This window comes from Parvularcula sp. LCG005, from assembly GCF_032930845.1.
Classification (GTDB): domain Bacteria; phylum Pseudomonadota; class Alphaproteobacteria; order Caulobacterales; family Parvularculaceae; genus Parvularcula.
Map to the genome: position 1 here is coordinate 2,267,648 of NZ_CP136758.1, position 24,814 is coordinate 2,292,461.

Sequence of the window (24,814 nt, forward strand, 5' to 3'; positions counted from 1 at the left end):
AGAAGTTTACCTTACTCCATTTGTATTAACACACGCTACACGCTAGAAATCAAAATACCTTCAACCTAGCCAAAAAGTTCGAACGCGCCGCTTTCGTCTTCATCTGCTTTTGCGGATTCATCCGCCAGTACCGAATGACACTCAGAAAGCCGCTGCGCCAACTTCCGTATGGGAACGGCTTTCAGCGCCTGGCTGACATCCAACTGTGTGCCGGGCAATTGCTCGGACACTTCGCGCATATAGTCAGCAATCGCTTCCAGAACCTGCGTCAGGTGATCGATTTCCTGCAGTTCAGGAGACGGCACCTCCCCCATGTCGATCAGCCGCTGCAACTGATCGCCAAGGACGGACTGAAGCTGCAACGCCATTTTGGCGCTGGCATCAATCTCCTTGGCAATCCTGTTGAAGACGATCCGATCGTCAACCTTGGAGGGCAAATTCGACGTCATGGATCGTTCCTTAAAGCGGTCCAACGACCTGAGTAATGCATTTAGCCAGGGACTCCGCGTTGAACGGCTTTTTGAGATAGTTGTTCATCCCAAGCGCCATCCCTTCCTTGACGACTTCTGCACTCTCCGTACCCGTTACAAGGATGAAGCCACACTTGGACGTCATCTTGTTCTCACGAATCGCTTTGAGTAGCTGCAGTCCGTCAAGGCCTGGCATGTTGTAGTCCGACACGATCAGGTGTGCGGGATTGCCAGCGAGCTTGTCCAATGCCTCTTTGCCATCACGGCTGAAGTCGACATGTTTGATGCCGATTTCGTACAGCGTGTTCATCAGGATGCCGCGACTCGTCGACATGTCATCGACAATCATCACCCGCAAATTATCTTTCAATGACATTATAGTCTCCTAATGAGGGAGCGTGGCCCCGCCCAGAGCCACATCTGATCCAACTGATGACACCGCAGCAGTGCGACGACGATAGGCGGTGACCCCCGCCGTCGCGAGTTCACGTGTGGACTTTCCAGCCACGCGTTCCGAATGCCCGACAAACAGGTAAGCATCCGGCGCCATATGCTGCGCAAATTGCGTCCACATCTTTTCCTTGGTCGGATCGTCAAAATAGATCACGACGTTGCGACAGAAAATGACGTCGAACGGACCTTTAACCGGCCACGGACGAATAAGATTAAGCTGTTTGAAGGTGACCAGCGCCTTGACGCGATCGCTGACCTGCCACTCATCCGGACCAACGCGCTTCAGGTATTTCGCCTTGATCCCGGCAGGTACGCCCTCGACATTGCGGTCGGAGTAGAGACCATGCCGAGCTTCTTCAAGCACAATGCCGTCAATATCCGTCGCGAGAATCTTGATGTCATATTTCTCGGCATCGGGACAGACTGTCAGCAAGCTGAGGGCAATGGAGTAAGGCTCCTGCCCGTTCGAGCAGCCAGCGGACCAGATGCGTACGCGACCACCCATCTTTGCCCGCTCGATGAGGGGCGGTAGTGCCTCTTCCATCAGTTGTGTAAAATGGTGGGACTCGCGAAAGAATGCCGTGACGTTGGTCGTCAGGGAAAAGATCATCTGGGCCTTTTCGGCATCACCGCCCGGCCCATCGATATAGTCCCGATAGTCCTTGAACGAAGCAAGGCGCAGCGCGCGCAGTCGTTTGACAAGACGCGAGTAGACGAGGGATTTCTTGGCATCGGTCAGCGCAATACCTGTCTCAGCGTATAGAAACTGTGCGATTTGCTTGAAATCGGCATCAGAGAACGAGAATTCCGAGCCATTGAATGGCACAGCCCCTGATGCAGTTGACGAAGACGCCTTCGTCATGATCAGGCCGCAACGCTCTGCAGTGGCGTCAGGATACGGCCGATCTCGATAAAGCGGATCATCCGGTCTTCCATGGCAATCACACCGCGCACGAACTCTTTCGCTACCTCAGATGCCACATCTGGCGTGGGCTGAAGCTTGTCGATCTCTACGGTCAGAATGTCAGAGACTGCATCGACCAGAAGGCCTACGACCTGATCGCCATTCTGTGCGACGATGATGACGTTACGCTGATCGACGGCGATGTCGCCATAGCCAAGGCGGCAAGACAGATCGACAATCGGCAGGACCGTGCCGCGCAGGTTGATGACGCCTCGCACATAAACCGGCGAGTGCGGCAATGGGGTCGCTGCCGACCAGCCGCGGATCTCCCGCACGCTCATGATATCGACGCAATATTCCTGGTCACCGACGCGGAATGCAACAAGTTCGCGAACGGAGTTTTGTTCGTTTTTTTCAATGTCAGACATTTGCTGTTCCTGTCATTGTCATGAGCGGTTGAATAAGTTGAGAGGTCGGCGTTGTTGCCGAGTGAAGCGCGTCCGGGTCCAGGATGAGTGCGATGCGACCATCACCCAGGATTGTCGCGGCCGCCACGCCCTGAACATGGCCGTAGTTTTCTTCGAGGCCTTTGATAACGACCTGGCGCTGATCCACGATATCGTCGACGGCCAGGGCGGACATCGTGCCGTCATCGCCTTCGATCAGAAGGATGACCGCGGATGAATAGTCCGGGAGCGCGTCGCGGAAGCCCATGAAGTAGGCAACGTCGACAATGGGGACAAATTTGTCGCGAACAAAGACGACATACTGGCCACCATGGATTTCATGGATATCGCTTGGACGGGCCTTCAGCGTTTCGACAATCGCGGTGAGTGGCATGACCAGTGTCTGATCAGCAGCCTTCACCACCATCCCGTCCAGCACAGCCAAAGTCAGCGGCAGGCTGATCGAGAACGTTGTCCCCTCTTTGGGTTCAGACGTAATCGAGATGCGACCGCCCAGGGCCTGAATGGCGCGTTTGACGACGTCCATGCCGACGCCGCGACCCGAAAGATCGGACACAGCGTTTGCGGTCGAGAATCCAGGCGCAAAAAGCAGAGCATCAATTTCACTGTTCGAAAGCTCCGCATCCGGTGAGATGAGACCTTTCTCGATCGCCTTTTCTTTGACGCGGGCGCGGTTGATACCGCCGCCATCATCCGCCACTTCGATGACGACACGGCCCGACCGATGAGCTGCCGACAGACGGACGGTTCCTTCGCTCGACTTGCCACTGGCTTCACGGTCTTCGGTTTTTTCTAGCCCGTGATCGACCGCATTTCGGATCATGTGGGTCAGGGGGTCAGACAGGCGTTCGACAACGGTCTTGTCGACCTCCGTCCCTTCTCCTTCAACCTTCAGCCGGACGGATTTACCCGTGGCACCGGCCGCCTCACGCACAATCCGCGACATGCGCTGGAAGAGTGGTTTGACCGGCTGTGCACGGATCGCCATGACGCTTTCCTGGATCTCGCGCGTCAGCTGTTTGAACTCATCAAGGCCGGTGGCAAAATTCGAATGCACGGCCACACCCTCTTCGGTGGCGCATTGCGCGAGCATGGCCTGGTTGATGACAAGCTCGCCGACGAGGTTGATCAGGCGATCGACCCGATCAAGATCAACACGGACGGTTGCCTTCGGACCTGATGGCTCGGCTTTCTTTGCCTGGCTATCCTTGTCTCCACCGCCCGGCGCCTCAGCTGCGGGCAACAGAGCGGCCGCCAGAGAGGCCGGAGCAGGTGCTTCGTCATCTGCCGTCTCTTCGATCGGTGTGTCAAAGGCCAATGGCACGGGCGCGAAGCCGAATTCATCCGCCTGCGGGTCTGGTGCAGCGTCGGTTGCCGTCAGCTCTTCGACAGAAAGAGCGCACGCATCCGTCACAAAGTCGAAGACGTCGCGAACGGCGTCAATATCGTCTTCGGATTCCAGCGTAATCGTCCATGAGAAATACGCCGCTTCAGGGTCCATTTCATCAAGGGATGGCAGGCTGGATGTATCACAAACGGTCGTACAATGGCCGATATCCGCAAGACCGCGAATAAGGAATGCCGATTCATTGCCCGTCTGGTAAAGCCGTGTCGTCGGTGCAAATCCGATCGTGTACGTTTTAGGTCCAGGCCCCTCTTCGGGCATGTCAAACGACAGGGTCACAGGCTGGAAGCCAAACTCATCCGGGCTGCCATCATCGGCAGCTGCGGCAGGCGCCGCCGGCTTGGCCGCTGGTTCAACGGTCCCGCCAACGAGACTGGCCAGATCGGCGATCAGCGTATCGATGGAAGCCGTGTCCGCTTGCGTGTCGTCGCGCGCAGCATGAACGACATCAGCAAGAACGTCATTGGCACGCAGGAAAACAGCCAGCACCTCATCAGAGGGTTCAAGACGACCAGCCCGAACTTCGTCCAAGGTCGTTTCAAATTTATGGGCAAAGCGAACCAGATCTTCAAGCGCAAATGCACCGGCGCCACCCTTGATGGAGTGAACGGCACGGAACACGGAATTTACAGTCTCGGAATCGTAATCCCCTTCGGACATCCGAATAAGATCAGCTTCCAGCGCTTCGAGCAGTTCATCACATTCGATAAAGAATGTCTGCCGAATTTCTGCCATTGGATCCATCAGTGCACCCCTTACGCTGCGACGCGGCGAATGGCAGCAACCAGCTTGGCTTCGTCAAATGGTTTGACGATCCAGCCAGTGGCTCCGGCATCGCGGGCGCGCACTTTGAGTTCCTGGGCACTCTCGGTGGTCAGGACAAGAATGGGAACGAAACGGTGATCGGCGTTGCTACGAACACCGTCGATAAATCCGAACCCGTCCATTCGCGGCATATTGATATCAGTGATCATGACGTCCGGCTGAAGCCCATCGAGGACTTCGAGGCCATGCACGCCATCTTCCGCCAGGTGCACTTCAAACCCGGCTTTCGTCAACGCGATGCGAAGCATGTCGCGCATTGTTCGAGAGTCATCGACAGCAAGAATTTTCAGGGTCATGCGGCCTCTCCGGCATTCTGGTCTACAGTGAGTTCATTCATCGTGATGCCAAGACGCGAAATTCCCTCGCAAAAGGCAGCGGTTGGGTTATCGATTGTCATGGGCTTCTGCTCGTCTCTCCACGCCCGAGCCGCGGCCACGAGAACCTGCAGACATTGCGCGCCGATATGATCGACGGACGAAGCGTCAACGCTCACCGCCTGACCGCGCGCCTCCAGGAAGGACTGGCGCAATGCAGCGGCTTCGGCCCCCGTCATTGTGCGGACCAGTTCAATGGTCTGATTAGTCTCGGACGTCATTTCGCACCCTTCCCCACAAGATCACACAAGGGCAGCGGGGATGTAGAACCCCTTTGATCAAAGGCTTCTGCCAATGATGAACCGTTGGTGTGCATGACCTCGTCCGTCGGTTTTATTCACAACTCGTTAGACGACAGTTTGACAGCTTAGGCTTAAAATAAAGATTACTCGAACCAAGTTCAGCGAGAATTTTATACTGCGCGCTGATGAAAAGAACGGGATTTACCCGTTCTTAACATTAGAACAGCTCGAGATCGCCACCAGCAGGCTTTGGTGCTGCCCGTTTCGGACGGCGTTCCACACTGACGGATTCTGATACTTCCAGCAGCAGCTGCTTGGCTGAGCCGGTGGTTGGCCAGAATTTGACCCGCCGCGCCCGTTCCCCACCGACGCTATGGGACAGGCACGGAATATTCTCGTTCTCGAGAAACGTCTTGATGAAAATGACGTTCTTGCGTCCGATATCCGACACGCCGCTGATCAGACGGGCTCCACCGAACACCTTGGCAACCAGGCTACTGCGCCGTGCCCCGGACCGCAGGAGGCTGTTGATGAGACATTCCATAGCGTGCACGCCGTATTTCAGATCGCCATCAAGGCTGTCGACGGATTCGGCCAACAGGAAATGGTTCATCCCCCCGACCTTGGCCGCAGGATCGTAAAGGCACGCAGCGATGCAGGAACCAAGCACCGTTGAAAAATAGACATTGGGCTCGTCCGATACGGCACTCTCGCCCTGGATCACGTGAATGGCGCGATCAGGTGCTGGCGTCAGGACTTCCGGTCTGGGACTGATGATGCTGTTCATGCGGCGTTCTGCCTGCGCCCGGCCTGGCATCGACTCAGAATGGCGCCAGCGATCCGCTCTATCGGATACTCTTTCTCCGTCGCACCAATTTCATGGGCTGCGCGCGGCATACCGTACACCACACAGCTTGTTTCATCCTGGCCGATCGTCTGCGCGCCTGCCTTTTTCATTTCCAGAAGGCCTTCAGCGCCATCGCGGCCCATACCGGTCAGGATCGCGCCCACCGCGTTCGCGCCGATGGTCTTCGCCACGGAGGAGAAGAGAACGTCGACAGAAGGATGGTGGCCATTGACGAGTGGTCCCGGCTGCACGCGGCAAACGAGTCCACCGGCACGATGAACGGTCAGATGATGGGCGCCGCCCGGTGCGATGTACACATTGCCGGACTGAATGGGCATGCCGTCTTGCGCCTCGTGCACGCCGGGCGCGCAGATTCCGTCGAGGCGCTTGGCAAAGCTCTCGGTGAACCGCTCGGGCATATGTTGGGTAATGACAGTGGCAGGGCAGTTCTCAGGAAAGCGGCGCAGGACTTCGGTCAGCGCTTCCACGCCGCCCGTCGACGAGCCAATCGCGATCATCGTTTCCCTCGTAGGGGTGAATTGCAGTGGCTCGGCGACATCCGGTCCGCCGCGATATTTCACGATTTTCGCTTTTGATGCCGCTTTGACGAGTTCAGGCAGCTTCTCGAAGGCATTGATGGCAGAATTGTTTGCGGGCTTGGCAATGCAGTCAAAGGCCCCCAGCGACAGGGCCTTCACGGACGCATAGGCGCCCTCACCGGTCAGCGTGGAGACCATGATGACGGGCATCGGCCGCAGGGTCATGATCTTTTCGAGGAAGCTCAAACCATCCATCCGCGGCATTTCCACGTCCAGCGTGATGACGTCGGGCAGAAGGGTCTTGATGGCTTCGCGGGCCTCGTAGGGATCACCAGCCGAGCCGACGACTTCGATCTGTGGATCGCGACTGAGAACGGCGGAGATCAGTCCACGCATGGTGGGAGAGTCATCGACGACCAGAACGCGAATGGACATGACAAACTCCCTTTGGCCAACCGAAGTGCAAGGCCTGATGGGCAGTCATAGATAGTCTGCGTTGATTTTCTGTTGCCGAAAGCATATTTATTCGCGTCTCAGTCTACTTCGGCTGGCCCAGACGTCTGATCTCGACCTCCAGAACATCTTCAAAATTGTCAGGTCCCGTGAAGTTCAAGCCATAGGACGTACAGTTGAAATGGCGCACGATGCGGCCCTGAAACGTCCCCAATACATGGATGCGAAACGTATAATTCCGCCCCACGGCCAATTTGTTGAAACACTCAAAAGCGGCGCCGCTGGATGAAATATCGATCAGCGCGCCAAGGCCGCACCGCTGGCCATTCGCCATGATGTCAATCGCAGAATCAAGGGTGTAGCGGATGGTCCGCCGCTGGCCTGTGCCGGCCACGGGCAACAGATTGTTGGTCGCAAGATGCATGACAGTCTCTCCCGGGGAGACAGTATCATCGGCCGACCCAAAATATCGTTACGCAAAAGCCTGCAATTGAACCGCCGACATCAAATTAGCAGCAAGCTAAACGTCAGAGGAAACCGAGAGTCTTCTGACCGAAATTGCCGATATTGGGGAGCGCTGCGGTCAGGTCCGTGTTGTTCAGTCCAAACCAGGCGCCCAATGTCGCAGCATATTGATCAACCGACGTCGTGGGGATGAGGCGTCCCTTGGAGCGCGTGTAGTTCTGCAGGCTAAGATCAGGCGGCGGAATATCACCGTAAATGGCCCCACCCTTGACCGAACCGCCCACGACGAAGTGATGACTGCCCCAGCCGTGATCGGTCCCGTCGCCATTGTCGATCATGGAACGACCGAAATCTGACAGGGTGAACAGCGTGACATCGTCATGCGTACCCAGCTCTTTCATCGCCGCCACGAAGGACCGCACGCTCTCCGCCAGATCGCTGTGTAGCGCGGACAGTCGGGTCGGCTGGCCCGAATGGGTGTCAAAACCGGGTAACTGGACAAAGAACACCTGGCGGGGCACGTTCAGCAGATTCCGCATACCGATGGTTTCAGCGACAGTCTGCAGCTGGGCGCCCAGATAGGATGTTGGAAAACTGGTCGCGACCTGGGTGCGCATGTTCCAGCAGGTCTGGAACTCCTTCTGCGCATCAATCGCGCGGCCATTCATGCGGGCAAGGTCACGGCTCAAAGCATTTCCCAATGCAATATCATGACTGGCGAGATGCTGTTCGAGAACGGCCCGCGTGTGATCATTGCGATAGACGGAGGGCAAGACCCAGTTGGTATCGGTCGGCACCATTGGCACCGGACCATTGGGACGAACGATGTAGGGATAGGCCTCATCGCCGGTCAGAAACGGTGTCATGCCGCCCGCTGAAACAACCGAGAACGGATGCGTCTGCGCCATCGACCCATCGGCGAAACGCCCGCCCCAGCCCTTGACGGTGCCTTCGGTCCCGAACGTCATCCATGTCGAACGCTGATCATTATGCGAATAGAGCTGCGCAGGAATGAGCCCTCGTCCCGCCTCGTACGCATCACGGCCGATGGGTTCGATCAGGGGACCAACGCTCCCCACCACCGCAGCATCGCCGCTGTTGAAAAGGGCCTGCAGCGGCGCCAGATCATCAGGGACACCGAATTTCTGTCCGCCAAACTTAGAAATATTGCTGGCATTCAGCAGGTTCAGTCTCGCTCTTTCGCGTGTTCCGTAGCCCTGGCCGTAGGCCGACAGCAGTGCCCCACGGTACGACGCATAGGCGTTATAACTGATATCATCAGCGGGCAGAATTGTGTCGTAGTGATCCATTCCGCCTGTCAGCATGAGGCAGACTAGCGCCTTATAGCCCGATCCGGCCGCTTGCGCCGATGAGCCGACGAGCTGGCTGAATATGCCCGCGCTACCGGCCATGCCGAGGGCGGATAATCCGGACAGGAACTGTCGGCGGTTTACATTGGCCATTCTCTTGTCCTTACCTTAATACATCACGCTGAATTCAGGGGCGGTGACCGTCATCAGGATGGCCACACCCACACGCTCGAAAAGATCATTGTCGCGCGTGCTGCCCGTGCCGAGCGGCATGTCATCCACGACGTCGATGATCAGTTCCTTGGTATCGTCTGACATGCGATTAAAGGTCAGCAGTTCATCGAGGTGATCAACCAGATCCGCCGGCACATCAGCCAACGACTTTTCATATTCGTAGTCCGGCGTGAAAGATGTCGTGCCAGCTGTTTTGACCGCCGTCTTGTCCATCACGTACCACGCCATGAAATTGACGTAGCCGACTCGGCTGCCCTCATGAGATACCTGAAATTCCGGCACTGTCAGGCCGTCGTCACCGGTCTCGGTCTTTGGAGCCACATATCCGGGACGGTAGAAATTGAAGACGGACGCTGCGCGGAATGGATGTTGCCCCAGCGCATTTGACGGGTTCGACGTGTCCACGAGAGACTTCTCGTTTTCTGCCGTCACCGGATAGACATTGAATGCCCGTGCCCAGTGCAGGAAGCGCAAGATCGGTTCACGGACCTTGCCGACCGTTTCCGCATCATTGCCCCGGTCCATGGCATCCTCATCCAGCAGGATGGCCGCGATCGTGGCCTTCAGATCACCGCGCCGACCCGCCCCGAAGGTCACACCGGTTTCCGTTGTAAAGCGTCCAGCAGCAAATGCCTGCGCGACCCGCTGCACGTAGGCAGGTGACGGATCACTTTGGGTGAAGCGCTGGATCAACTGGCGACTGATGAACGGGGCGCTGTTCTGATGCGCGACCAGCGTATCCAGGGCCCGATCAATACTGGCAGCAGCGCCCGTGCCCGCCGGGATTGTGATGCCCAAAAACTGTTTCGCGTCAGCGCTGTGATATTCGGGATAGATGACGAGGCGCGAGTATACGGATTCCGGCGTAATATCTGTGGCATAGAACCCCGACCCCTGCAGCGCCAGGCCCGTGAACACGTGCGAAAGTCCGACAACGTCATCATTCGTGTAGGTATTGATCGGCATACCATTGCTGCCCAGCCGTGGTTCACCGTTCTGTTGCAGCTCGACCAGACCGATCGTGAACAGCTGCATGATTTCGCGCGCGTAGTTTTCGTCCGGCTGGCGCCCCGTATTCGAGTCGGCCTTGCGGTTGCGCAGATAGGTCAGGAACTCGGCCATCGCCGGGGTGTATGTGACCTCCTCCAATACGTCGCGATAATTACCAAAGGCGCCCCGGGACAGCACGTCCATATATTGCGCCATGGATGCAGGGCCGTAATGGAGCTGGGATTCGGACACCACAACGATCTGCGACAGGGCGAACACCATGCGCTGGCGCAGCTGATCATTATTTGCGATTGCCGCGTTCCAGAACAGGTCCGTATGGGCACTTTTCGCCAGCGTCTCGCCGTTGTCTATGCGATCCTTCAAAGTTGGCAGATACAGGGTGGGCGATGCGGCAAACTGGGCTTTCAGCCAGTCTACCCGATCCTGCCCTACCGCCGCATCGATTTCGGCCTGAGATGCGCCGAACGTGGCCTGCGCCAGAAAAGTGGCGGCCTCGGTCTCATCATCGATGACATAAGGAGACGCCGTTGAATTCGACGTCGGCGGCTTCGCTGGTGGCGGCGCCGGTGGTGGTGTGACAACGGCTGCCGGTGCTGGCGTGCTGGATCCGCCACCCCCGCCACAGGCAGGGAGGGCCAGAACACAAACCACCGCACACAGACGCAGAATGCGCCTATATTGCATCATATCCAATCCCATCTGCTCACCTGCCCGGCATTTGCCCAAATGCCGCGCCCCACAGGTGTGCCCACTAAGAGCGTTGCTGCACTGCGCGACCGGTTGGTCCCGCAAGCCATTTTCCCTGCAACGTCTCCCCATGCTGAACTTCGTCAGCTGAAGATTGTTAACCAAGCGAAAGGCCTCGTGTCGAGCGTTATTCCGGCGTGAGATTGTCGTACGGAGGTGAAATTAAAGTCAGATTACGGTAACCAACTAATCTGTATTAAATCCAGTAGCTTATCACCCAGCCAAACGCCCCGTGCGGCGGGATGACAGTTGCGTCAGGCGCGGGGCTGCGTAAGACAAGCGGGCAGTGAAACTGAGGCGTATCCTGAAGTGACTGAGACAAGCCCAGCGCTGGATCTGACGAATGTCCGCTTCTCCTGGAAGCGTTCGAGCCCCGTCATCGACATTGAATCGTTAACGATTGCGGCAGGCGAACGGATTTTTTTGCAGGGCGCAAGCGGATCCGGGAAGTCGACCCTTCTGTCCCTGATCGCCGGCATCACCCCGCCCCAATCCGGGCAGGTCAGCGTCCTGGGACAGGACATGTCCAGCCTGTCCGCGCCGCTGCGGGATGCCTTTCGCGCAGCGCATCTCGGCATCATCTTCCAGCAGTTCAATCTGCTGCCCTATCTGTCTCTGATCGACAATGTGCTGTTGCCGTGCCGCTTCTCCGCCAAGCGCGGTCAGGCGCTCGGTTCGTCACAGGGCAGCTGGCCGGACGCGGCACGCGACCTGCTCGACCGTCTTGGCCTTGCTGAAGTGGCACGTTCCGGACGCGCCGTGTCCAAGCTCAGCGTCGGCCAGCAACAGCGGGTGGCAGCAGCGCGGGCCCTGATCGGGTCACCGCAATTCATCATCGCCGATGAACCCACCTCGGCGCTCGATGCGTCAGCGAGGGGTGTGTTTATCGACACGCTGATGAAGGAGGTTGATCGCACCGGTGCCGCGCTTCTGTTTGTTTCCCATGACCAGAGCCTTGGCGCGCGTTTCGACCGGCAGATCAGCCTGCACGATATCAACAGGGCGATTGTGGAGGGCGCGGCGTGAAACCGTCATTTTTCTTGTCCCTTGCCTGGAAGAGCCTGACGAACCGGCGGGCGACAGCGATCCTCACCGTCCTGACCGTCGCCCTATCCGTCACCCTGTTCCTGGGCGTGCAGAAAATTGAGCAGGCAGCCGAGCAGAGTTTCGAGAGTACAATCTCCGGCACCGATATTATCGTCGGCGCACGGACCGGTTCAGTGAACCTTCTTCTGTACGCCGTTTTCCGGATCGGTGAGCCGTCAGCGAATATCAGCTGGGAGAGCTACCAGACCTTTGCCAATGCGCCCGGCGTTGAGTGGACCGTGCCGCTGTCACTCGGAGACACTCACAAGGGGTTTCGCGTCCTGGGCACCGACGAGCGGTATTTTGAGCATTTCCGCTATGGCGGCGGGCGGGCGCTGGCCTTTGCCGCAGGTGATGCCTTTGCCGATGAGCATGATACCGTCATTGGCGCGCAGGTCGCCCGCACGCTGGGTTACAGCGTCGGCGATGAGGTCACCATCTCCCACGGCATCATTTCCGCTGGCTTTGCAGAGCATGCCGGGCATCCCTTCATCGTCAGTGGCATTCTGGCGCCGACCGGGACACCGGTAGATCGTACCATGCACGTCTCGCTTGGCGGACTGGAAGCGGTCCACGAAGACATCAACGGTGAGCATGAAGGCGATCCAGAACAGATTTCGGCATTTCTGGTCGGGTTGTCGAACCCGACTCTGGCCCTGAAATACCAGCGCGACGTCAACACCTATGAGGGAGAAGCGCTGCTCGCGATCATGCCCGGCATCGCCCTTGCCCAGTTGTGGGAAGTGGTCGGCGCGGCGCAGACGGCCCTGTCGGTCACGGCGACCTTTGTCGTCATCACGGGTCTTCTCGGCCTGCTCACAGCGATCCTGACGTCGCTGAATGAGCGTCGCCGTGAAGTCGCCGTACTGCGAGCCGCGGGCGCGCAACGCGGTCATATCTTCAGTCTCCTGGTCTGGGAATCGACACTGGTAGCGACCCTCGGCGCGGCTCTGGGCGCAGCGGCTGTCTATGGTGGGCTCAGGCTGGCCGGACCGTGGATCGAGCAACGTTACGGCGTACCGCTCAGCGGGCTTGGCCCGAGCGCCCATGATCTGGGGCTGCTCGGTCTCGTCGTTCTGGCAGCGACGCTGCTCGGCATGGTTCCCGCCTGGCGGGCCTATCGCAACTCCCTCGCCGATGGACTGACCGTCAAATTATGACCGACAAGACTTCATGGGATGACCCGCTTCTGCTGGATCGTCAGCTTACCGATGACGAGCGCCAGATCCGCGACAGTGCGCGCGCTTTCGCCTCCGATCGTCTCCTGCCGGGTGTCGTAGCCGCGTATCGCGATGAACACTTTGACCGGTCGATCATGACCGCTATGGGCGCTCATGGACTGCTCGGTGTCATGTTGCCCGAAACCTATGGCGGCATAGGAGCCGGTCACGTCGCCTATGGCCTTGTGGCCCGCGAGATTGAGCGCGTGGATAGCGGCTATCGGTCCGCTCTTTCGGTACAGACGTCCTTGGCCATGTACGCCATTCAGGCTTTTGGCAGCGAGGAGCAGAAAGCGCGATATCTGCCTGACATGGCGGCGGGCGAGCGCATTGGCTGTTTTGGTCTCACCGAACCGGATGGTGGATCCGACCCCGGAGCCATGGCCACAAAGGCCGTGGCCGTTGCAGATGGGTACAGACTGAACGGCGCGAAGACCTGGATCACCAATTCACCCATCGCGGACCTCGCCATCGTGTGGGCGCGCCTGGATGACGATATCCGCGGATTTATCGTCGAGCGCGGCACCAAAGGGTTCAGCACACCGACAATCACCGGCAAGCTGTCCCTGCGCGCGTCGATCACGGGCGAAATTGTCCTTGATGATGCGATCGTGCCAGAAGATGCGCTTCTGCCGGAAGTTCGCGGACTGAAGGGGCCGTTCAGCTGCCTCAACAAGGCGCGCCACGGCATCTGCTGGGGCACGATGGGCGCGGCAGAGGCCTGCTGGCACGCTGCGCGATCCTATGCGCTGGATCGGCAGCTGTTTGGCCGCCCCCTCGCCGCGACGCAGCTTGTTCAGAAAAAGCTGGCCGACATGCAGACCGAAATCACGCTGGGCCTGCAAGGTGCGCTGCAGCTAGGGCGTCTCCTCGACGCGGGCACAGCCGCGCCGGAGACGATATCGCTCCTGAAGCGGAACAATTGCGGCAAGGCGCTCGATATTGCCCGGCAGGCCCGAGACATCCATGGCGGCAACGGGATTGCCGGCGAGTATCATGTCATGCGGCATGTGGCGAATTTGGAAACCGTGAATACCTATGAGGGCACCCACGACGTTCACGCCCTGATCCTCGGCCGGTGGCAGACGGGCATACCCGCCTTCTAGTGACGCGCGGCCGCTAAAATACGCTGCGCAGATTTGATGACCGGCAGCTCAACCATCTTGCCGTCAAGAAGCGTCAAGCCGGTGTCGGACGCTTCATAGGCTGCCATCACCCGCTCCGCATACTGAACTTCTTCATCAGTCGGCGCCAGCGCTTTATGTATGCCCGCCAGTTGCGCCGGATGGATCGCCGCCCTTGCATAAATCCCGAGTTTCTTCGCGCGGCGGGTCGACTCTATCAGCCCCTCTTCATCGCGCACGTCCAGGTAAGGCACATCGAACAGCTTCTTCCGCGCTGCGCCAAAGGCAAGAGCGCAGCGTGATCGTCCGTACAGATGCGCCTCCCATGACAGGTCACACCCAATATCTGCCGCCAGATCGATGGCGCCATAAATCGCGGCCACAACGCCGGGGTGGTCGGCAATGGCCTCAACATTCTGAATACCGCGAGCGGATTCAAGCACTGCAATAATGCGATTGTGGCCATAGGCCTCATGCACGACCGATATATCGTCCGCACCCGACGGTTTGGGGACCATCACAAAATCGATACCGGCCGCGCCAGCAATCGCGTCGAAATCCTTCCGTCCGGCCTCGGTCCCCACTGCGTTGACCCGCAGGCCCAACAGGCGGTCGCGATCTTTGGTCGAGGCGAGATACGCGAGGGTCGCCTCCCGCGCCGCGTCCTTGTCACCGGGCGCGACGGCGTCTTCCAGATCGATGCAGACCAGATCCGTCTCCGCGCCGGCCGCCTTGGCAAACCGGTCAGGCCGAGACCCAGGGACAAAAAGAAGCGAGCGCCAGTGAAGGCTGTCAGGGGTGTCGGTCATGCTTCAGTCCTTGTCGTTTTCTTCTATTCGCCGCAGCAATTCGCCCAGATCCTTCTGATCGATATCGGGATCATCCCGCAACATCCAGCTTGGCGCCCAGCCCGACAGCGGTTCGATCGGCCTCGTGCCATTGTCGGCAAAAGCATCCTGATTGAACGGCGATGCATATTTCCGCGGATCCCGCAGGGCATCAAACTTGGCAAGCTCTTCGGGCGAATCAAAGGCCTCGCGGAAGCGCCGCGGCGTGGGATCGAATGTCCTGTCACGAAAGCGGGGGTCAGCCCGCTCATAGACCGTCGTATTCTCCCCCATGCCGGCAAGGGCGTCGGGGCCATAGGATGGCCGAGCGTAGCCACCGCGACGCAGGTCTTCGGCAATGCGCCCCCAATCTTCACCGCCATTGATCTCGGCCTGCCATCCGGACAACACCTCGCGACCGGCGCACTCAGCCGCCTTGTCGGGGTCCGAAAAAAACTGATAGCAATTCAGGGCGATGATACCGGCAGGATCGCCGGTGGGCTGGTCCACTTCCGGCACGGCAACACTGGGCAAGTCATCGACGGGCGCCGATCGTCCGGCGGGCACGGCGGTCGCCGCAGGCTGTTCAGCGAGCTCGCCCTCTGGCGCGGGGACGGGCCCCTCCTCTTCTTCCGCTACCGCAGTTGTGTCCGAAGCCGACGGCGTCGCTTCAATCTCAGGGTAGCGCTCAGCTTCCGCCGGACGGGTCGGCACCACAAAAACATTGGCTACCTTCGGCTCCAGCCTACCTCGCGGCTCATCCGGCACAGCGAGATGAAAAAGACTGCCCGCCAGCAGGAGATTGAGCGCTAGGGCTCCCGCCCAGGGGAGGGCCTTTCGGGCACGGGGATGACGCGCCAGCCACGCCTCCGCGCGGCGGGTGAGCGCCGTCATTTGTCGGCGCGCCAGTATTCTCGTTCCCGTCGCCATTGCATCCACCCTAGCGACCGGGCTATCCGCTGTGACCTGAATTGTTGGAGAAGGTTCGGCATGCACATTCTGGTGATCGGCAATGGGGGACGCGAGCACGCGCTGGCCTGGAAAGTGGCCAGCAGCCCTCTGGTGAAACGGCTGACCGTGGCGCCGGGCAATCCCGGCACCGCTGGCATCGCTGAAAACGTGGACCTCAAGGCGGACGAAATCGTCGGCTTTGCGAAAGCAGAGAACGTCAATCTGGTGATTGTCGGGCCGGAAGTACCGCTGGCCAATGGTCTGGCTGATGACCTGCAGGCTGCAGGTATTCCATGCTTTGGCCCCACCAAAGACGGCGCGCAGCTGGAAACGTCAAAATCGTTCATGAAGGATCTGGCCGCCGAGGCCGGGGTGCCCACCGCGCAATACCAGACCTTTACCGATGCAGCGCCGGCCAAGGCGTTCCTGCGGTCGCTGTCCGCGCCCTATGTTATCAAGGCCGACGGCCTGGCCGCAGGCAAGGGGGTCATCATCGCCCAGGGCCTGCAGGAAGCTGAAGACACTATCGACAACATGCTGTCCGGTCAGTTCGGCGCGGCCAGCCAGACCGTAGTCATCGAAGAATTTCTGCGCGGGACGGAGCTGTCCGTGTTCGCGGTCACCGACGGGGAAACGCTTCTGCATTTCGGCGCTGCCCAGGACCATAAGCGGGCCTTCGACAATGATGAGGGACCGAATACTGGCGGGATGGGCGGGTTCTCCCCCACGCCGCTGGACACGCCCGAGAACATCGAAGCGGCCTACAGCCAGATTATCCGGCCGACGCTGGATGCGTTACGCAAGCGGGGCATCACCTATCGCGGCGTGCTCTATGCCGGTCTGATGATGACGGCCGACGGCCCGAAACTGATCGAATACAATGTCCGGTTCGGAGATCCTGAGTGTCAGATCCTGATGCGCCGCATCCGCAGTGACATCATGCCGGCCTTGTGGGGCGCTGCGACGGGTCGGCTCGCCGGTGTCGGGCTCGATTTCATCCCGAACGCTGCCGCCAATATCGTGATCGCCACGCGCGGCTACCCGGACAAATATGAGAAGGGATCAATCATCGCCGGCATCAAGCTCGCCGAGGCCGACCGCGACGTCGTGGTCTTCCATGCGGGCACAGCGCTCGAGGGTGACCATCTGACCGCAGCAGGCGGCCGGGTCCTGAATGTCACGGCGACGGGCACGTCGATCGGTGACGCCCTCAACAAGTGCTATGACGCGGCGGCCAAGATCGACTGGCCCGAAGGGTTCTATCGCACCGATATCGGCAAGGCCCTGCGCTAGGTCCTCAAAAAAGGGGGCCAGCGGCCCCCTTCCCCGTTGATGCTACTTATAGTTTGTCCTGATAAACCGGCTGGATATCCACCGGTATGTCAGTCATCGATTCAATGACTCCTTGGGCGGTCGAATCAAGTCGGCCATATTCCGACAGGAACAAACGGGCGGCTTCGTAATCGCCATTGCCCTGCAGCACGACAATCTCGCCCGTCAGATCACTAATCGCCGCTTCGAGATTGTCAAAGTTGATGCGGTATTTGCCGCTCTCCGGATCGACGGTGAAGGCCCTGGCATCCTTGAAGAAGCTGTACTGGAACGCCGCGCCCTTGCCATGGGCTTCATTGATCCCGAAGCGCATCGCACGGAAGAGCCCCGTGAAATACGTCGCGAGAAACTGCTCTTTCTCCGCGATCGGCAATTCACCGCGCTCCATCATATATAGGATGTTATAGGCGCCCATGACATCGGCTTTGCCCTCTTCGACCCCTGAGTAAAGCTCCTTGAGCTGAGCATTGACGGTCGTCTCAACGCCGTTGAGTGTGATGGTCCCTGGGCCGAGGCTGTGGGAAAGTTCGTGGAACAGTGTCTCTGCTCCCATATATTTCTCCATCAGCAGGTCCGCCTGTTCGTCGACCAGGACATGCTCGGCCATGGGCTGCAGGATCCGCTCGAACTTGGCGCCCATGACGTTGTTCAGCAGCACCTTCTTTGCACCCTTCGCTTCACGCACCCGTTCGTCATTGGGCAGATTGAAAGCGATTGTCTGAACGCCGGGCACGTTGTCCCCGCCGCCATGGACCTGATCCACCACCGCGATCGGCGATTCAAATCCGCGCTTGAAGTTCTTGTAGGCGTCGGAGACCGGCAGGTGGGCCTCCATGTCCCGAAGCAGGCTCTTATATTTGTCGAGTGCCGCGCTTTCCTCAGGGTTCTTGATCGTCACAAAGGCCTCGTAGGCCGTCTTGTATCCGAACAGACCGTCCGTATAGACCTCATAGGGCCCGATTGCGACCTCGATCGGCCCGTCGAGATCCATCCATGCCATTTCAGACTCGAAGTAATCGTCGCTGAGGAATGACTCGGCGCGAAGATTGAGAAAGGTTTTCAGGCTTTCGTTCTTTGTAATGGCGGCTGCCTGGCGAAGTTTCTCCGCGGCCGGCTCCAGCCACTCGGCATAATGCTCATGGTACGGAATAGCCTTGAGACCGCCATCATCGGTGCGGCGAATAACCGTATAGCCTGACCGGAAGGCCTCCTCATCTTCAGGATGGGCAGCGATCCAGTCCTCGAACTCGTCCTTGCTCATATCGGCCGGGTAAAAGGCAGCGCCCTCCGGCCTTTCGATGTCGAAAACGAATGGCTTGTTGTGATCAAGTGTGTCCCATGGGCCAAAATGCAGGTCGAAAAGCTCAAGGACCAGGTCCTTGTCCTCAAGGTCACTCGCGACAATCTGCTGACGCCAGTCGGGGTTCTGTTCTGACACCTGGCGCTTGTAGATCTCGCTCATCAGATTGCCAGCTTCGTTGAGCAGATTGACCACCTGCACCTCTTCAGCCGTGAGGAACGAGGTATCGGGTGACATCTCAATGACCGCGATCTGGTCACGCATCGTCTGAAGCGCGTCCCCGCTGGCCACCGGAATCGGTGCCGCTTTCTCTTCTGCCGGCACCTCGACACTCGCCTCTGTCGCCACGCTGCTGTCTGGTGGACTGGCCTCCGGCGCGCAGGCGACAAGCGCGGTCAGCGCGAGAACGGAAACAGAAAGCGGGGATTTGAACATCATCGGAAAGGCTCCTGATTGGCCGAATGGCGCGGACACTAGCGCCAAGTGGACAAAGGCGGAAGTCTTGGCGCCCCCGTTCAAACAGCCCACCTTGACATTCCGCGTTTGATTCTTAAACTAGTTCATATAAAGCATGGGAGAACGGGATGTTTGATTATTTCGGCTGGGGTTCACCGATCACGATATTTGGCTTCGTGATCATTGTCCTCATCATCAATGGCATATTTCTGACGCTCAGAACGCGCGAAAAGCACAAGACCATGCGGGAAATCCTGCGCTCGGGCCAACCGGTTGACCCTGCCACGCTCAAATCCTTGGGTCTTTGCGACGGGCAGGACAATGGCGACACCCGGTCCAGTCAGGCGATAGCTGGCCTGATCCTTCTCGCGGTTTCCGTTGGCCTTGTGGTGATGGCCTATCAGATTCAGCGCGTTGAAGGTGATGAGAAGGTCCTGCCGATCATGATGGGGGTGGCCGCCATTCCGGCTCTGATCAGCGTCGCGCTGCTGATATCGGCCTTTTTCAACAGGTCGCGGAAATCTGACGCCGACTGACCCGGTCAGGGCGCGTTGTTTTCCATGATCCCGCAGGCAGCCCCTGCGGGATCTTTTATGATTGCGTAGCGGAGCTCGCCCATCGTACGGATGTCGGACACAAGCGTACCGCCCAGCCGCGTTGCTGCCTGGCAGGCGCGGCCCAGATCATCCACACCGAAATAGACCAGCCATTGGGGCGGCAGATCGGCATTTGGCCCACGGGCATGACAGATACCGGCAGCGACGAAGGGCGGCGTCGTGGACAGTGACGGCGCACTGTCCGGCGCCATCATCACAAAGTCCTGATATCCGTCCATGTCCACCGGCTGATGGGTCCAGCCCAGCACCTCGGCGTAGAAGTCGCGCACGGTTTCTGCATCATCGACGGTCAAATCCATCCACTGAGGCTGTCCAACGTGTTTTCCGGTCATCAGGGCCTCTTTGGGGGTCAGGGATAGAGAATGGTTTGGGTCCAGCCGTCACCATCGTTCTGAAACAGGAGCCGGTCATGCAGACGGTAAGGCCGGTTCACCCAGAATTCGATCGATGACGGGATGAGGCGATAGCCGCGCCAGAATTCCGGCCGCGGGACGTCCCGGCCATCATAGATCGACTCGTAATCTTCCACCCGGGTCTTCAGGATCGTGTCGTCAGACATGGGTTTGGACTGTTGCGAAGCCCAGGCGCCGATCTGCGAACCGCGGCTGCGCGAGGCGAAATAGGCGTCGTTCTCGGTATTGCTGACCGCCTCGGTCAGTCCCCTCACCCGCACCTGCCGCCGAATTGTCTTCCAGTGAAAACAGAGCGCTGCCAAGGGGTTGGCCGCCAGCTCCTCGCCCTTTGCGGAGGTCGCATTGGTGTAGAAGATAAAACCGTCGTCGAGGTCTTTGAGCAGAACGATCCGCACATCCGGCATGCCGACACTGTCCACAGTGGCCAGAGACATGGCGTTGGCGTCATTGGGCTCGTGTTTTTTGGCCAGGGTCAGCCATTCCGAGAACAATTCCAGCGGATCGTCGTTCGTAAAAACCTTGCCTTGATCCTCATCGACGGCAAAAGCCTCTTGTGCGCCGGCTTCGGCGCGATAGTCCTCGTCAGAGGGTGTGGGCGGGATGAGTTGTTCGTGATCCATAAGCTGATCTGGATTAGCGTGTTTTTACGCCCTAGGGAAATGGCCTGATTGAATATGTCAATGAATAGCTTTGGATCACTGTTCCGCGTCACCACTTGGGGCGAAAGCCACGGCCCCGCCATTGGCTGTGTCATTGATGGTTGCCCCGCGGGCATTCGCCTCACCGAAGCGATGATTCAGCGGCGGCTCGACGAACGGCGGCCCGGCACATCGCGCTTCGTGACGCAGCGGCAGGAGCCTGACCAGGTCCGCATCCTGTCCGGCGTGTTCGAAGATGACCGCACAGACGGCCCCATTACGACCGGCACGCCGATCAGCTTGATGATCGAGAATGTCGATCAGCGGTCGAAAGACTATTCCGACATTCGCGACAAATTCCGCCCCGGGCACGCCGATTACACCTATGACGCCAAATATGGCGTGCGGGACTATCGCGGCGGCGGCCGCTCATCAGCCCGGGAAACCGCCATGCGCGTCGCTGCTGGGGCTGTGGCCGAAGAAATTCTGAAATCCCTTTATGGCGGCAGCATCACCATTGATGCGGGTCTGACCGGCATGGGGCCGCACACGATCGATGAAGCAGAGGCTGACTGGAGCACGGTGGCCGACAACCCGTTCTGGTGCCCTGTCCCGGCCGACGCAGCGAAATGGGAAGCCATTTTGGACGCGGCCCGGAAAGATGGCAGCTCGCTCGGTGCGCTCGTCACGGTTATCGCGCGCGGCGTTCCGGCAGGATTGGGCGCACCGATCTATAACAAGCTCGATTCTGATCTCGCCATGGCGATGATGACGATCAACGCCGCCAAAGGCTTTGAGATCGGCGCCGGCAGGGCGGCAGCGACGCTGTCAGGCATTCAGAACGCCGATGAAATGCGCATGGGCCCGGATGGTCAGCCTGTATTCACGTCCAATAACAATGGCGGTGTACTGGGCGGGATCAGCTCAGGCCAGGACATTGTGGTCCGTGTCGCCATCAAGCCGACCTCATCCATCCTGACACCGCGCAAAACGGTCGATCGTGCCGGAAAGGAAACGGAGATCGTGACCAAGGGCCGCCATGATCCCTGCGTCGGCATTCGCGGTGTGCCCGTCGCCCGCGCGATGATGGCGTGTGTTCTTGCTGATCACGCCCTGCTACACCGGGGGCAGACTGGCCGCCTCGGCCCTATCTGACCTCCCGCTCATATTCCTCGCCGGAGCGCTGCAGGGCCGCGGCAAGAAGGCCCGTCGGCACAGCCACGAGGCCCAGACCGAGCACCAGGATAATCCCCGTAAAGATCTTTCCTGCGACAGTGATGGGATAGGCATCGCCATATCCCACTGTCGTGAGCGTTGCGACCGCCCACCACATGGCGGCGGGGATGGAGGAGAACACCTCCGGCTGGGCCTCGTGTTCAAACTCATAGATCCCGGCCGCCGCAACAAAAAACACCAGCAGCGCAATCAGCAGCATGGCGAGCAATTCCTGACGCACTGCCCGGAACGCCCAGTTGAGGCGGTGGAGCGCATGGGATGTGCGATAAAGCTTCAATATCCGTACAAGACGGATCAGCCGCGCCGCACGCAGAGCAAGACCATCACTGCCCGGCAGGAAAATACTGGGGATGATCGACAGAAAATCGACAATCCCCCAGAAGCTGAAAATATAGCCCCATCGATTCTCCGCCAGATAGATGCGCAGTGCGTATTCCAGCACGAAGAACAGAAGGCACAGAACGAGCAGCACGTGACAGAAGATGAGGACGCCGCGCGGCAAGCTCTGCACCGTGCCCGCTGTCATCGCCACAAGCGAAATGATGATGACGGACTGAATAGTCAAATCAAAGGCGCGCACGCCCGGCCGAAAACGTCTGAATTTATCGCGCGGCATGACCATGCCCTCCCCGTCCCGTCAGGTTGAGTAGAGCACGATTGGGCCCGCGCGACGACGGGGTGTGTTCAGCCCGATGGCCGATCGTCAGAGACGCTGGGCCAGACGGTCGAGCTGGGCGGCCACATTGGTCCAACCCTCCATAAACCCCATTTCAGCGTGTTCCCGTGCGGCCTGCGCCGTCTTGTGCAGCGCCCGGACGTGATAGGCGGTGCCGCCACCCTCAGGAGACAGGTCGAAAATCGCCGTAAAAAAGCCCTCGGCCTGCGGCTGCCAGCCCGCCGTCATCATGTCCGTGAAGGCAATCCGCGTCTCCGGCACCACCTCGAGGAAGCAGCCCTGTCCGTGGATGACGGTTTCATCTGCGAGGGTCATGGCGCTGTCAAAAGCGCCGCCGGGCCGAAAATCAAAATTGGTGATCCGGGTAAGGACGGGCGCCGGCGCCCACCACCGCTCGACCAGTCGCGGCTCACTCCAGGCCCGCCAGACCTGCGCGGGGGTCGCGTCCAGAACGCGGCGGAATTGCAGCATCCGCTCATCATTTGCCATGGTCGTACACGCCTCCTGAGCGCCCTCGTAAGTTGTTCTTGATATTGCCGCGACGCCTCCGTCGCAGCAAGCATCACCTCGCCTCTGTTGAAAGCGGGCGGACATCCCTATCTAATGAGGCACGTCTTTTGACGAAGGGAGCGATGACGATGCAGCGTTTTAACTGGACCACTCTGATCAAGCTGGCCCTGGCCAGCCTGGCCGTTGGCGCCGTCATGGCTTTTCTCGGCGCGGATCCCTTCGATTTCTGGGAAGGCGTCTACGAACGCACGCGTGAGACAATCGAGATGGTCTTTGGCCTCGGATGGGGTGGTGTCAGTACCGCTGTGCGCTTCATGGCCTATGGAGCGATCGTCGTCCTGCCGATCTGGGCCGTCACATCGCTCCTGAAGCGTCGCGGTCCACGCCGCCCTGAACGGTACTGAGACATCAGCGGTCGAGACAGACGTCGCAGTCACCGCATGGTCGGCTGCGATTTTCACCGAAATACCGAAGAAGCAGCGTGCGGCGGCAGGCTCGCGCGTCACAGAAATCCACCAGCGCATCGAGTTTTCGACGCTCGACCCGTTTGATGGCGTCGTCGCTATCGCCTGAATCGATCATCTTGCGCCGTGCCACGAGGTCGCCATAGCCGTAAAGAAGAATGGCCTCAGCCTTCTCACCATCCCGGCCGGCGCGGCCAATTTCCTGATAATACGCTTCAAGGCTTGAGGGCAGATCGCGATGGATCACATAGCGAATGTCGGGCTTGTCGACGCCCATGCCGAAGGCAATGGTGGCGCACATGACACCGCCCTTTTCGATGAAGTGATTCAGCCGCCACGCCCGCTCCTCCCCCGAAAACCCCGCGTGATAGGCTAGTGCATCGTGACCGGCGTCGGCGAGGATTTCGGCCATTTTCTCGACGGCGCGCCGGGATCGGCAATAGACGATGCCTGACTGCCCCCGGCGTTTCTTCACGAGGCCAGCGACCTGACGATCGGCACGATCCTTTTCGATCACCTGCAGGGAGATATTGGGCCGGTCAAAACCGTGTACGAACGTCTGGGCATTTGTGCGGAACAGGCGGTCGGCAATATCGCGCCGGGTTTCTTCATTCGCCGTCGCGGTGAAGGCGGCGATCGGTGTGTCCGGAAAATGATCGCGAAGACCGGCCAGCGCGAGATATTCACTGCGGAAATTGTGTCCCCACTGGGAAATGCAGTGCGCCTCATCGATGATGAAAAAACTGACGGGCAGTTTCTGCAGCGCCGCGATCATCCGCCCCGTCATCAGGCGCTCAGGCGACATATACAGAAGCTTGGTGTCCCCGGTCGCTGCTGACTTCCAGTCTGCCACGTTGCGGGCGCGGTCCCGGCCAGAATGGATCATCCCCACATTCAGCCCGCGGTCCTTCAGCAGGGTGGTCTGGTTCTCCATCAGGGCGATGAGCGGCGAGACGACAACAGCAAAGCCCGGGCGAATGAAGGCCGGCAACTGAAAACAGAGGGATTTGCCAGCGCCGGTTGGCATAACGGCCAGCACATCCTCCCCCGCCAGCATAGCCTCGACCACCGCCTTCTGACCGGGTCTGAAGTCGCTATGACCAAACCGCGACTGAAGCGTTTCAAGGGTGTTGAGACCCAGTTCTGGCGCGGGCTGAGACATGCATTTCCGGGTGACCTGAGGGCCCACTGACATAGACGTGATTCTGTAGCAAGCGC

27 protein-coding genes are annotated in these 24,814 nt (G+C 59.2%); 7 read left to right on the forward strand and 20 right to left on the reverse strand.

Going from position 1 to position 24,814, the window contains the following annotated elements:
• Positions 1-65: 65 nt before the first annotated feature.
• The 12 genes from RUI03_RS10685 to RUI03_RS10740 all read right to left on the reverse strand — a co-directional run bounded on the left by RUI03_RS10685 (position 66) and on the right by RUI03_RS10740 (position 10,686).
• Positions 66-449 (reverse strand): hypothetical protein, encoded by a 384-nt coding sequence (locus RUI03_RS10685; RefSeq protein WP_317287448.1) that lies wholly within the window; start codon positions 447-449, stop codon positions 66-68.
• Between the two features lie 10 nt (positions 450-459).
• Positions 460-846, reverse strand: a complete 387-nt coding sequence (locus tag RUI03_RS10690; protein ID WP_317287449.1) for a response regulator — start codon at positions 844-846, stop codon at positions 460-462.
• 9 nt (positions 847-855) lie between these two features.
• On the reverse strand, positions 856-1,785 hold the full coding sequence (locus RUI03_RS10695) for a protein-glutamate O-methyltransferase (protein WP_317287450.1): 930 nt from the start codon (positions 1,783-1,785) through the stop codon (positions 856-858).
• 2 nt (positions 1,786-1,787) lie between these two features.
• On the reverse strand, positions 1,788-2,255 hold the full coding sequence (locus RUI03_RS10700; protein ID WP_317287451.1) for a chemotaxis protein CheW: 468 nt from the start codon (positions 2,253-2,255) through the stop codon (positions 1,788-1,790).
• Positions 2,248-4,443 (reverse strand): chemotaxis protein CheA, encoded by a 2,196-nt coding sequence (locus RUI03_RS10705; RefSeq protein ID WP_410795869.1) that lies wholly within the window; start codon positions 4,441-4,443, stop codon positions 2,248-2,250. Before RUI03_RS10705 ends, RUI03_RS10700 begins: the two co-directional genes overlap by 8 nt.
• Positions 4,444-4,454: 11 nt before the next feature.
• Positions 4,455-4,820: a response regulator gene (locus RUI03_RS10710; protein ID WP_317287453.1), complete on the reverse strand. Its 366-nt coding sequence runs from the start codon at positions 4,818-4,820 to the stop codon at positions 4,455-4,457.
• Positions 4,817-5,119, reverse strand: coding sequence for an STAS domain-containing protein (locus RUI03_RS10715; protein WP_317287454.1), 303 nt, complete (start codon positions 5,117-5,119; stop codon positions 4,817-4,819). The genes RUI03_RS10710 and RUI03_RS10715 overlap by 4 nt, the downstream gene beginning before the upstream one ends.
• A gap of 238 nt (positions 5,120-5,357) precedes the next feature.
• The gene (locus RUI03_RS10720; RefSeq protein WP_317287455.1) at positions 5,358-5,927 is read right to left on the reverse strand and encodes a chemotaxis protein CheD; all 570 of its coding nucleotides are present in this window, start codon (positions 5,925-5,927) and stop codon (positions 5,358-5,360) included.
• Complete coding sequence (locus tag RUI03_RS10725; RefSeq protein WP_317287456.1) at positions 5,924-6,961, reverse strand: chemotaxis response regulator protein-glutamate methylesterase; 1,038 nt, start codon at positions 6,959-6,961, stop codon at positions 5,924-5,926. Before RUI03_RS10725 ends, RUI03_RS10720 begins: the two co-directional genes overlap by 4 nt.
• A 103-nt stretch (positions 6,962-7,064) precedes the next feature.
• The gene (locus RUI03_RS10730; protein ID WP_317287457.1) at positions 7,065-7,403 is read right to left on the reverse strand and encodes a PilZ domain-containing protein; all 339 of its coding nucleotides are present in this window, start codon (positions 7,401-7,403) and stop codon (positions 7,065-7,067) included.
• A 103-nt stretch (positions 7,404-7,506) separates the two neighbouring features.
• Positions 7,507-8,907 (reverse strand): DUF1501 domain-containing protein, encoded by a 1,401-nt coding sequence (locus RUI03_RS10735; RefSeq protein WP_317287458.1) that lies wholly within the window; start codon positions 8,905-8,907, stop codon positions 7,507-7,509.
• 15 nt (positions 8,908-8,922) lie between these two features.
• Positions 8,923-10,686: a DUF1800 family protein gene (locus RUI03_RS10740; RefSeq protein ID WP_317287459.1), complete on the reverse strand. Its 1,764-nt coding sequence runs from the start codon at positions 10,684-10,686 to the stop codon at positions 8,923-8,925.
• 369 nt (positions 10,687-11,055) lie between these two features.
• Between RUI03_RS10740 and RUI03_RS10745 the strand changes: the two genes are divergently transcribed.
• The 3 genes from RUI03_RS10745 to RUI03_RS10755 are packed head-to-tail and all read left to right on the forward strand — an operon-like array spanning position 11,056 to position 14,158.
• Positions 11,056-11,772, forward strand: coding sequence for an ABC transporter ATP-binding protein (locus RUI03_RS10745; RefSeq protein ID WP_317287460.1), 717 nt, complete (start codon positions 11,056-11,058; stop codon positions 11,770-11,772).
• On the forward strand, positions 11,769-12,992 hold the full coding sequence (locus RUI03_RS10750; protein WP_317287461.1) for an ABC transporter permease: 1,224 nt from the start codon (positions 11,769-11,771) through the stop codon (positions 12,990-12,992). Before RUI03_RS10745 ends, RUI03_RS10750 begins: the two co-directional genes overlap by 4 nt.
• The gene (locus RUI03_RS10755) at positions 12,989-14,158 is read left to right on the forward strand and encodes an acyl-CoA dehydrogenase (protein WP_317287462.1); all 1,170 of its coding nucleotides are present in this window, start codon (positions 12,989-12,991) and stop codon (positions 14,156-14,158) included. The genes RUI03_RS10750 and RUI03_RS10755 overlap by 4 nt, the downstream gene beginning before the upstream one ends.
• Here RUI03_RS10755 and RUI03_RS10760 read toward each other — a convergent pair.
• On the reverse strand, positions 14,155-14,985 hold the full coding sequence (locus RUI03_RS10760) for a CoA ester lyase (RefSeq protein WP_317287463.1): 831 nt from the start codon (positions 14,983-14,985) through the stop codon (positions 14,155-14,157). The genes RUI03_RS10755 and RUI03_RS10760 overlap by 4 nt on opposite strands.
• Before the next feature lie 3 nt (positions 14,986-14,988).
• Positions 14,989-15,897 (reverse strand): hypothetical protein, encoded by a 909-nt coding sequence (locus RUI03_RS10765; RefSeq protein WP_317287464.1) that lies wholly within the window; start codon positions 15,895-15,897, stop codon positions 14,989-14,991.
• Between the two features lie 96 nt (positions 15,898-15,993).
• Here RUI03_RS10765 and purD point away from each other — a divergent pair, with 96 nt between their 5' ends.
• Positions 15,994-17,247, forward strand: coding sequence for a phosphoribosylamine--glycine ligase (purD, locus tag RUI03_RS10770; protein WP_317287465.1), 1,254 nt, complete (start codon positions 15,994-15,996; stop codon positions 17,245-17,247).
• A gap of 46 nt (positions 17,248-17,293) precedes the next feature.
• On the opposite strand, the gene RUI03_RS10775 is transcribed toward purD, so the two are convergent.
• Positions 17,294-19,024, reverse strand: coding sequence for a dipeptidyl-peptidase 3 family protein (locus RUI03_RS10775; protein ID WP_317287466.1), 1,731 nt, complete (start codon positions 19,022-19,024; stop codon positions 17,294-17,296).
• A 146-nt stretch (positions 19,025-19,170) separates the two neighbouring features.
• On the opposite strand from RUI03_RS10775, the gene RUI03_RS10780 reads away from it, so the two are divergent.
• Complete coding sequence (locus tag RUI03_RS10780) at positions 19,171-19,578, forward strand: DUF6249 domain-containing protein (RefSeq protein ID WP_317287467.1); 408 nt, start codon at positions 19,171-19,173, stop codon at positions 19,576-19,578.
• Between the two features lie 5 nt (positions 19,579-19,583).
• Here the strand turns inward: RUI03_RS10780 and RUI03_RS10785 are convergent, their stop codons facing one another.
• Positions 19,584-19,991, reverse strand: coding sequence for a VOC family protein (locus tag RUI03_RS10785; RefSeq protein ID WP_317287468.1), 408 nt, complete (start codon positions 19,989-19,991; stop codon positions 19,584-19,586).
• 17 nt (positions 19,992-20,008) lie between these two features.
• Positions 20,009-20,692: a pyridoxamine 5'-phosphate oxidase gene (gene pdxH, locus RUI03_RS10790; RefSeq protein ID WP_317287469.1), complete on the reverse strand. Its 684-nt coding sequence runs from the start codon at positions 20,690-20,692 to the stop codon at positions 20,009-20,011.
• 54 nt (positions 20,693-20,746) lie between these two features.
• Between pdxH and aroC the strand changes: the two genes are divergently transcribed.
• Positions 20,747-21,865 carry a chorismate synthase gene (gene aroC, locus RUI03_RS10795; protein WP_410795870.1) on the forward strand — a complete coding sequence of 373 codons (1,119 nt, stop codon included), beginning with the start codon at positions 20,747-20,749 and terminating at the stop codon, positions 21,863-21,865.
• Here the strand turns inward: aroC and RUI03_RS10800 are convergent.
• Together RUI03_RS10800 and RUI03_RS10805 are read right to left on the reverse strand one after the other, a co-directional pair.
• Positions 21,858-22,562, reverse strand: coding sequence for an ion transporter (locus RUI03_RS10800; RefSeq protein ID WP_317287471.1), 705 nt, complete (start codon positions 22,560-22,562; stop codon positions 21,858-21,860). The two genes, aroC and RUI03_RS10800, sit on opposite strands and share 8 nt — an antisense overlap.
• Positions 22,563-22,649: 87 nt before the next feature.
• Complete coding sequence (locus RUI03_RS10805) at positions 22,650-23,111, reverse strand: SRPBCC domain-containing protein (protein WP_317287472.1); 462 nt, start codon at positions 23,109-23,111, stop codon at positions 22,650-22,652.
• Between the two features lie 149 nt (positions 23,112-23,260).
• Here RUI03_RS10805 and RUI03_RS10810 point away from each other — a divergent pair, with 149 nt between their 5' ends.
• The gene (locus tag RUI03_RS10810) at positions 23,261-23,536 is read left to right on the forward strand and encodes a hypothetical protein (protein ID WP_317287473.1); all 276 of its coding nucleotides are present in this window, start codon (positions 23,261-23,263) and stop codon (positions 23,534-23,536) included.
• Positions 23,537-23,540: 4 nt separating this feature from the next.
• On the opposite strand, the gene RUI03_RS10815 is transcribed toward RUI03_RS10810, so the two are convergent.
• Positions 23,541-24,758, reverse strand: coding sequence for a RecQ family ATP-dependent DNA helicase (locus RUI03_RS10815; protein WP_317287474.1), 1,218 nt, complete (start codon positions 24,756-24,758; stop codon positions 23,541-23,543).
• Positions 24,759-24,814 lie beyond the last annotated feature (56 nt).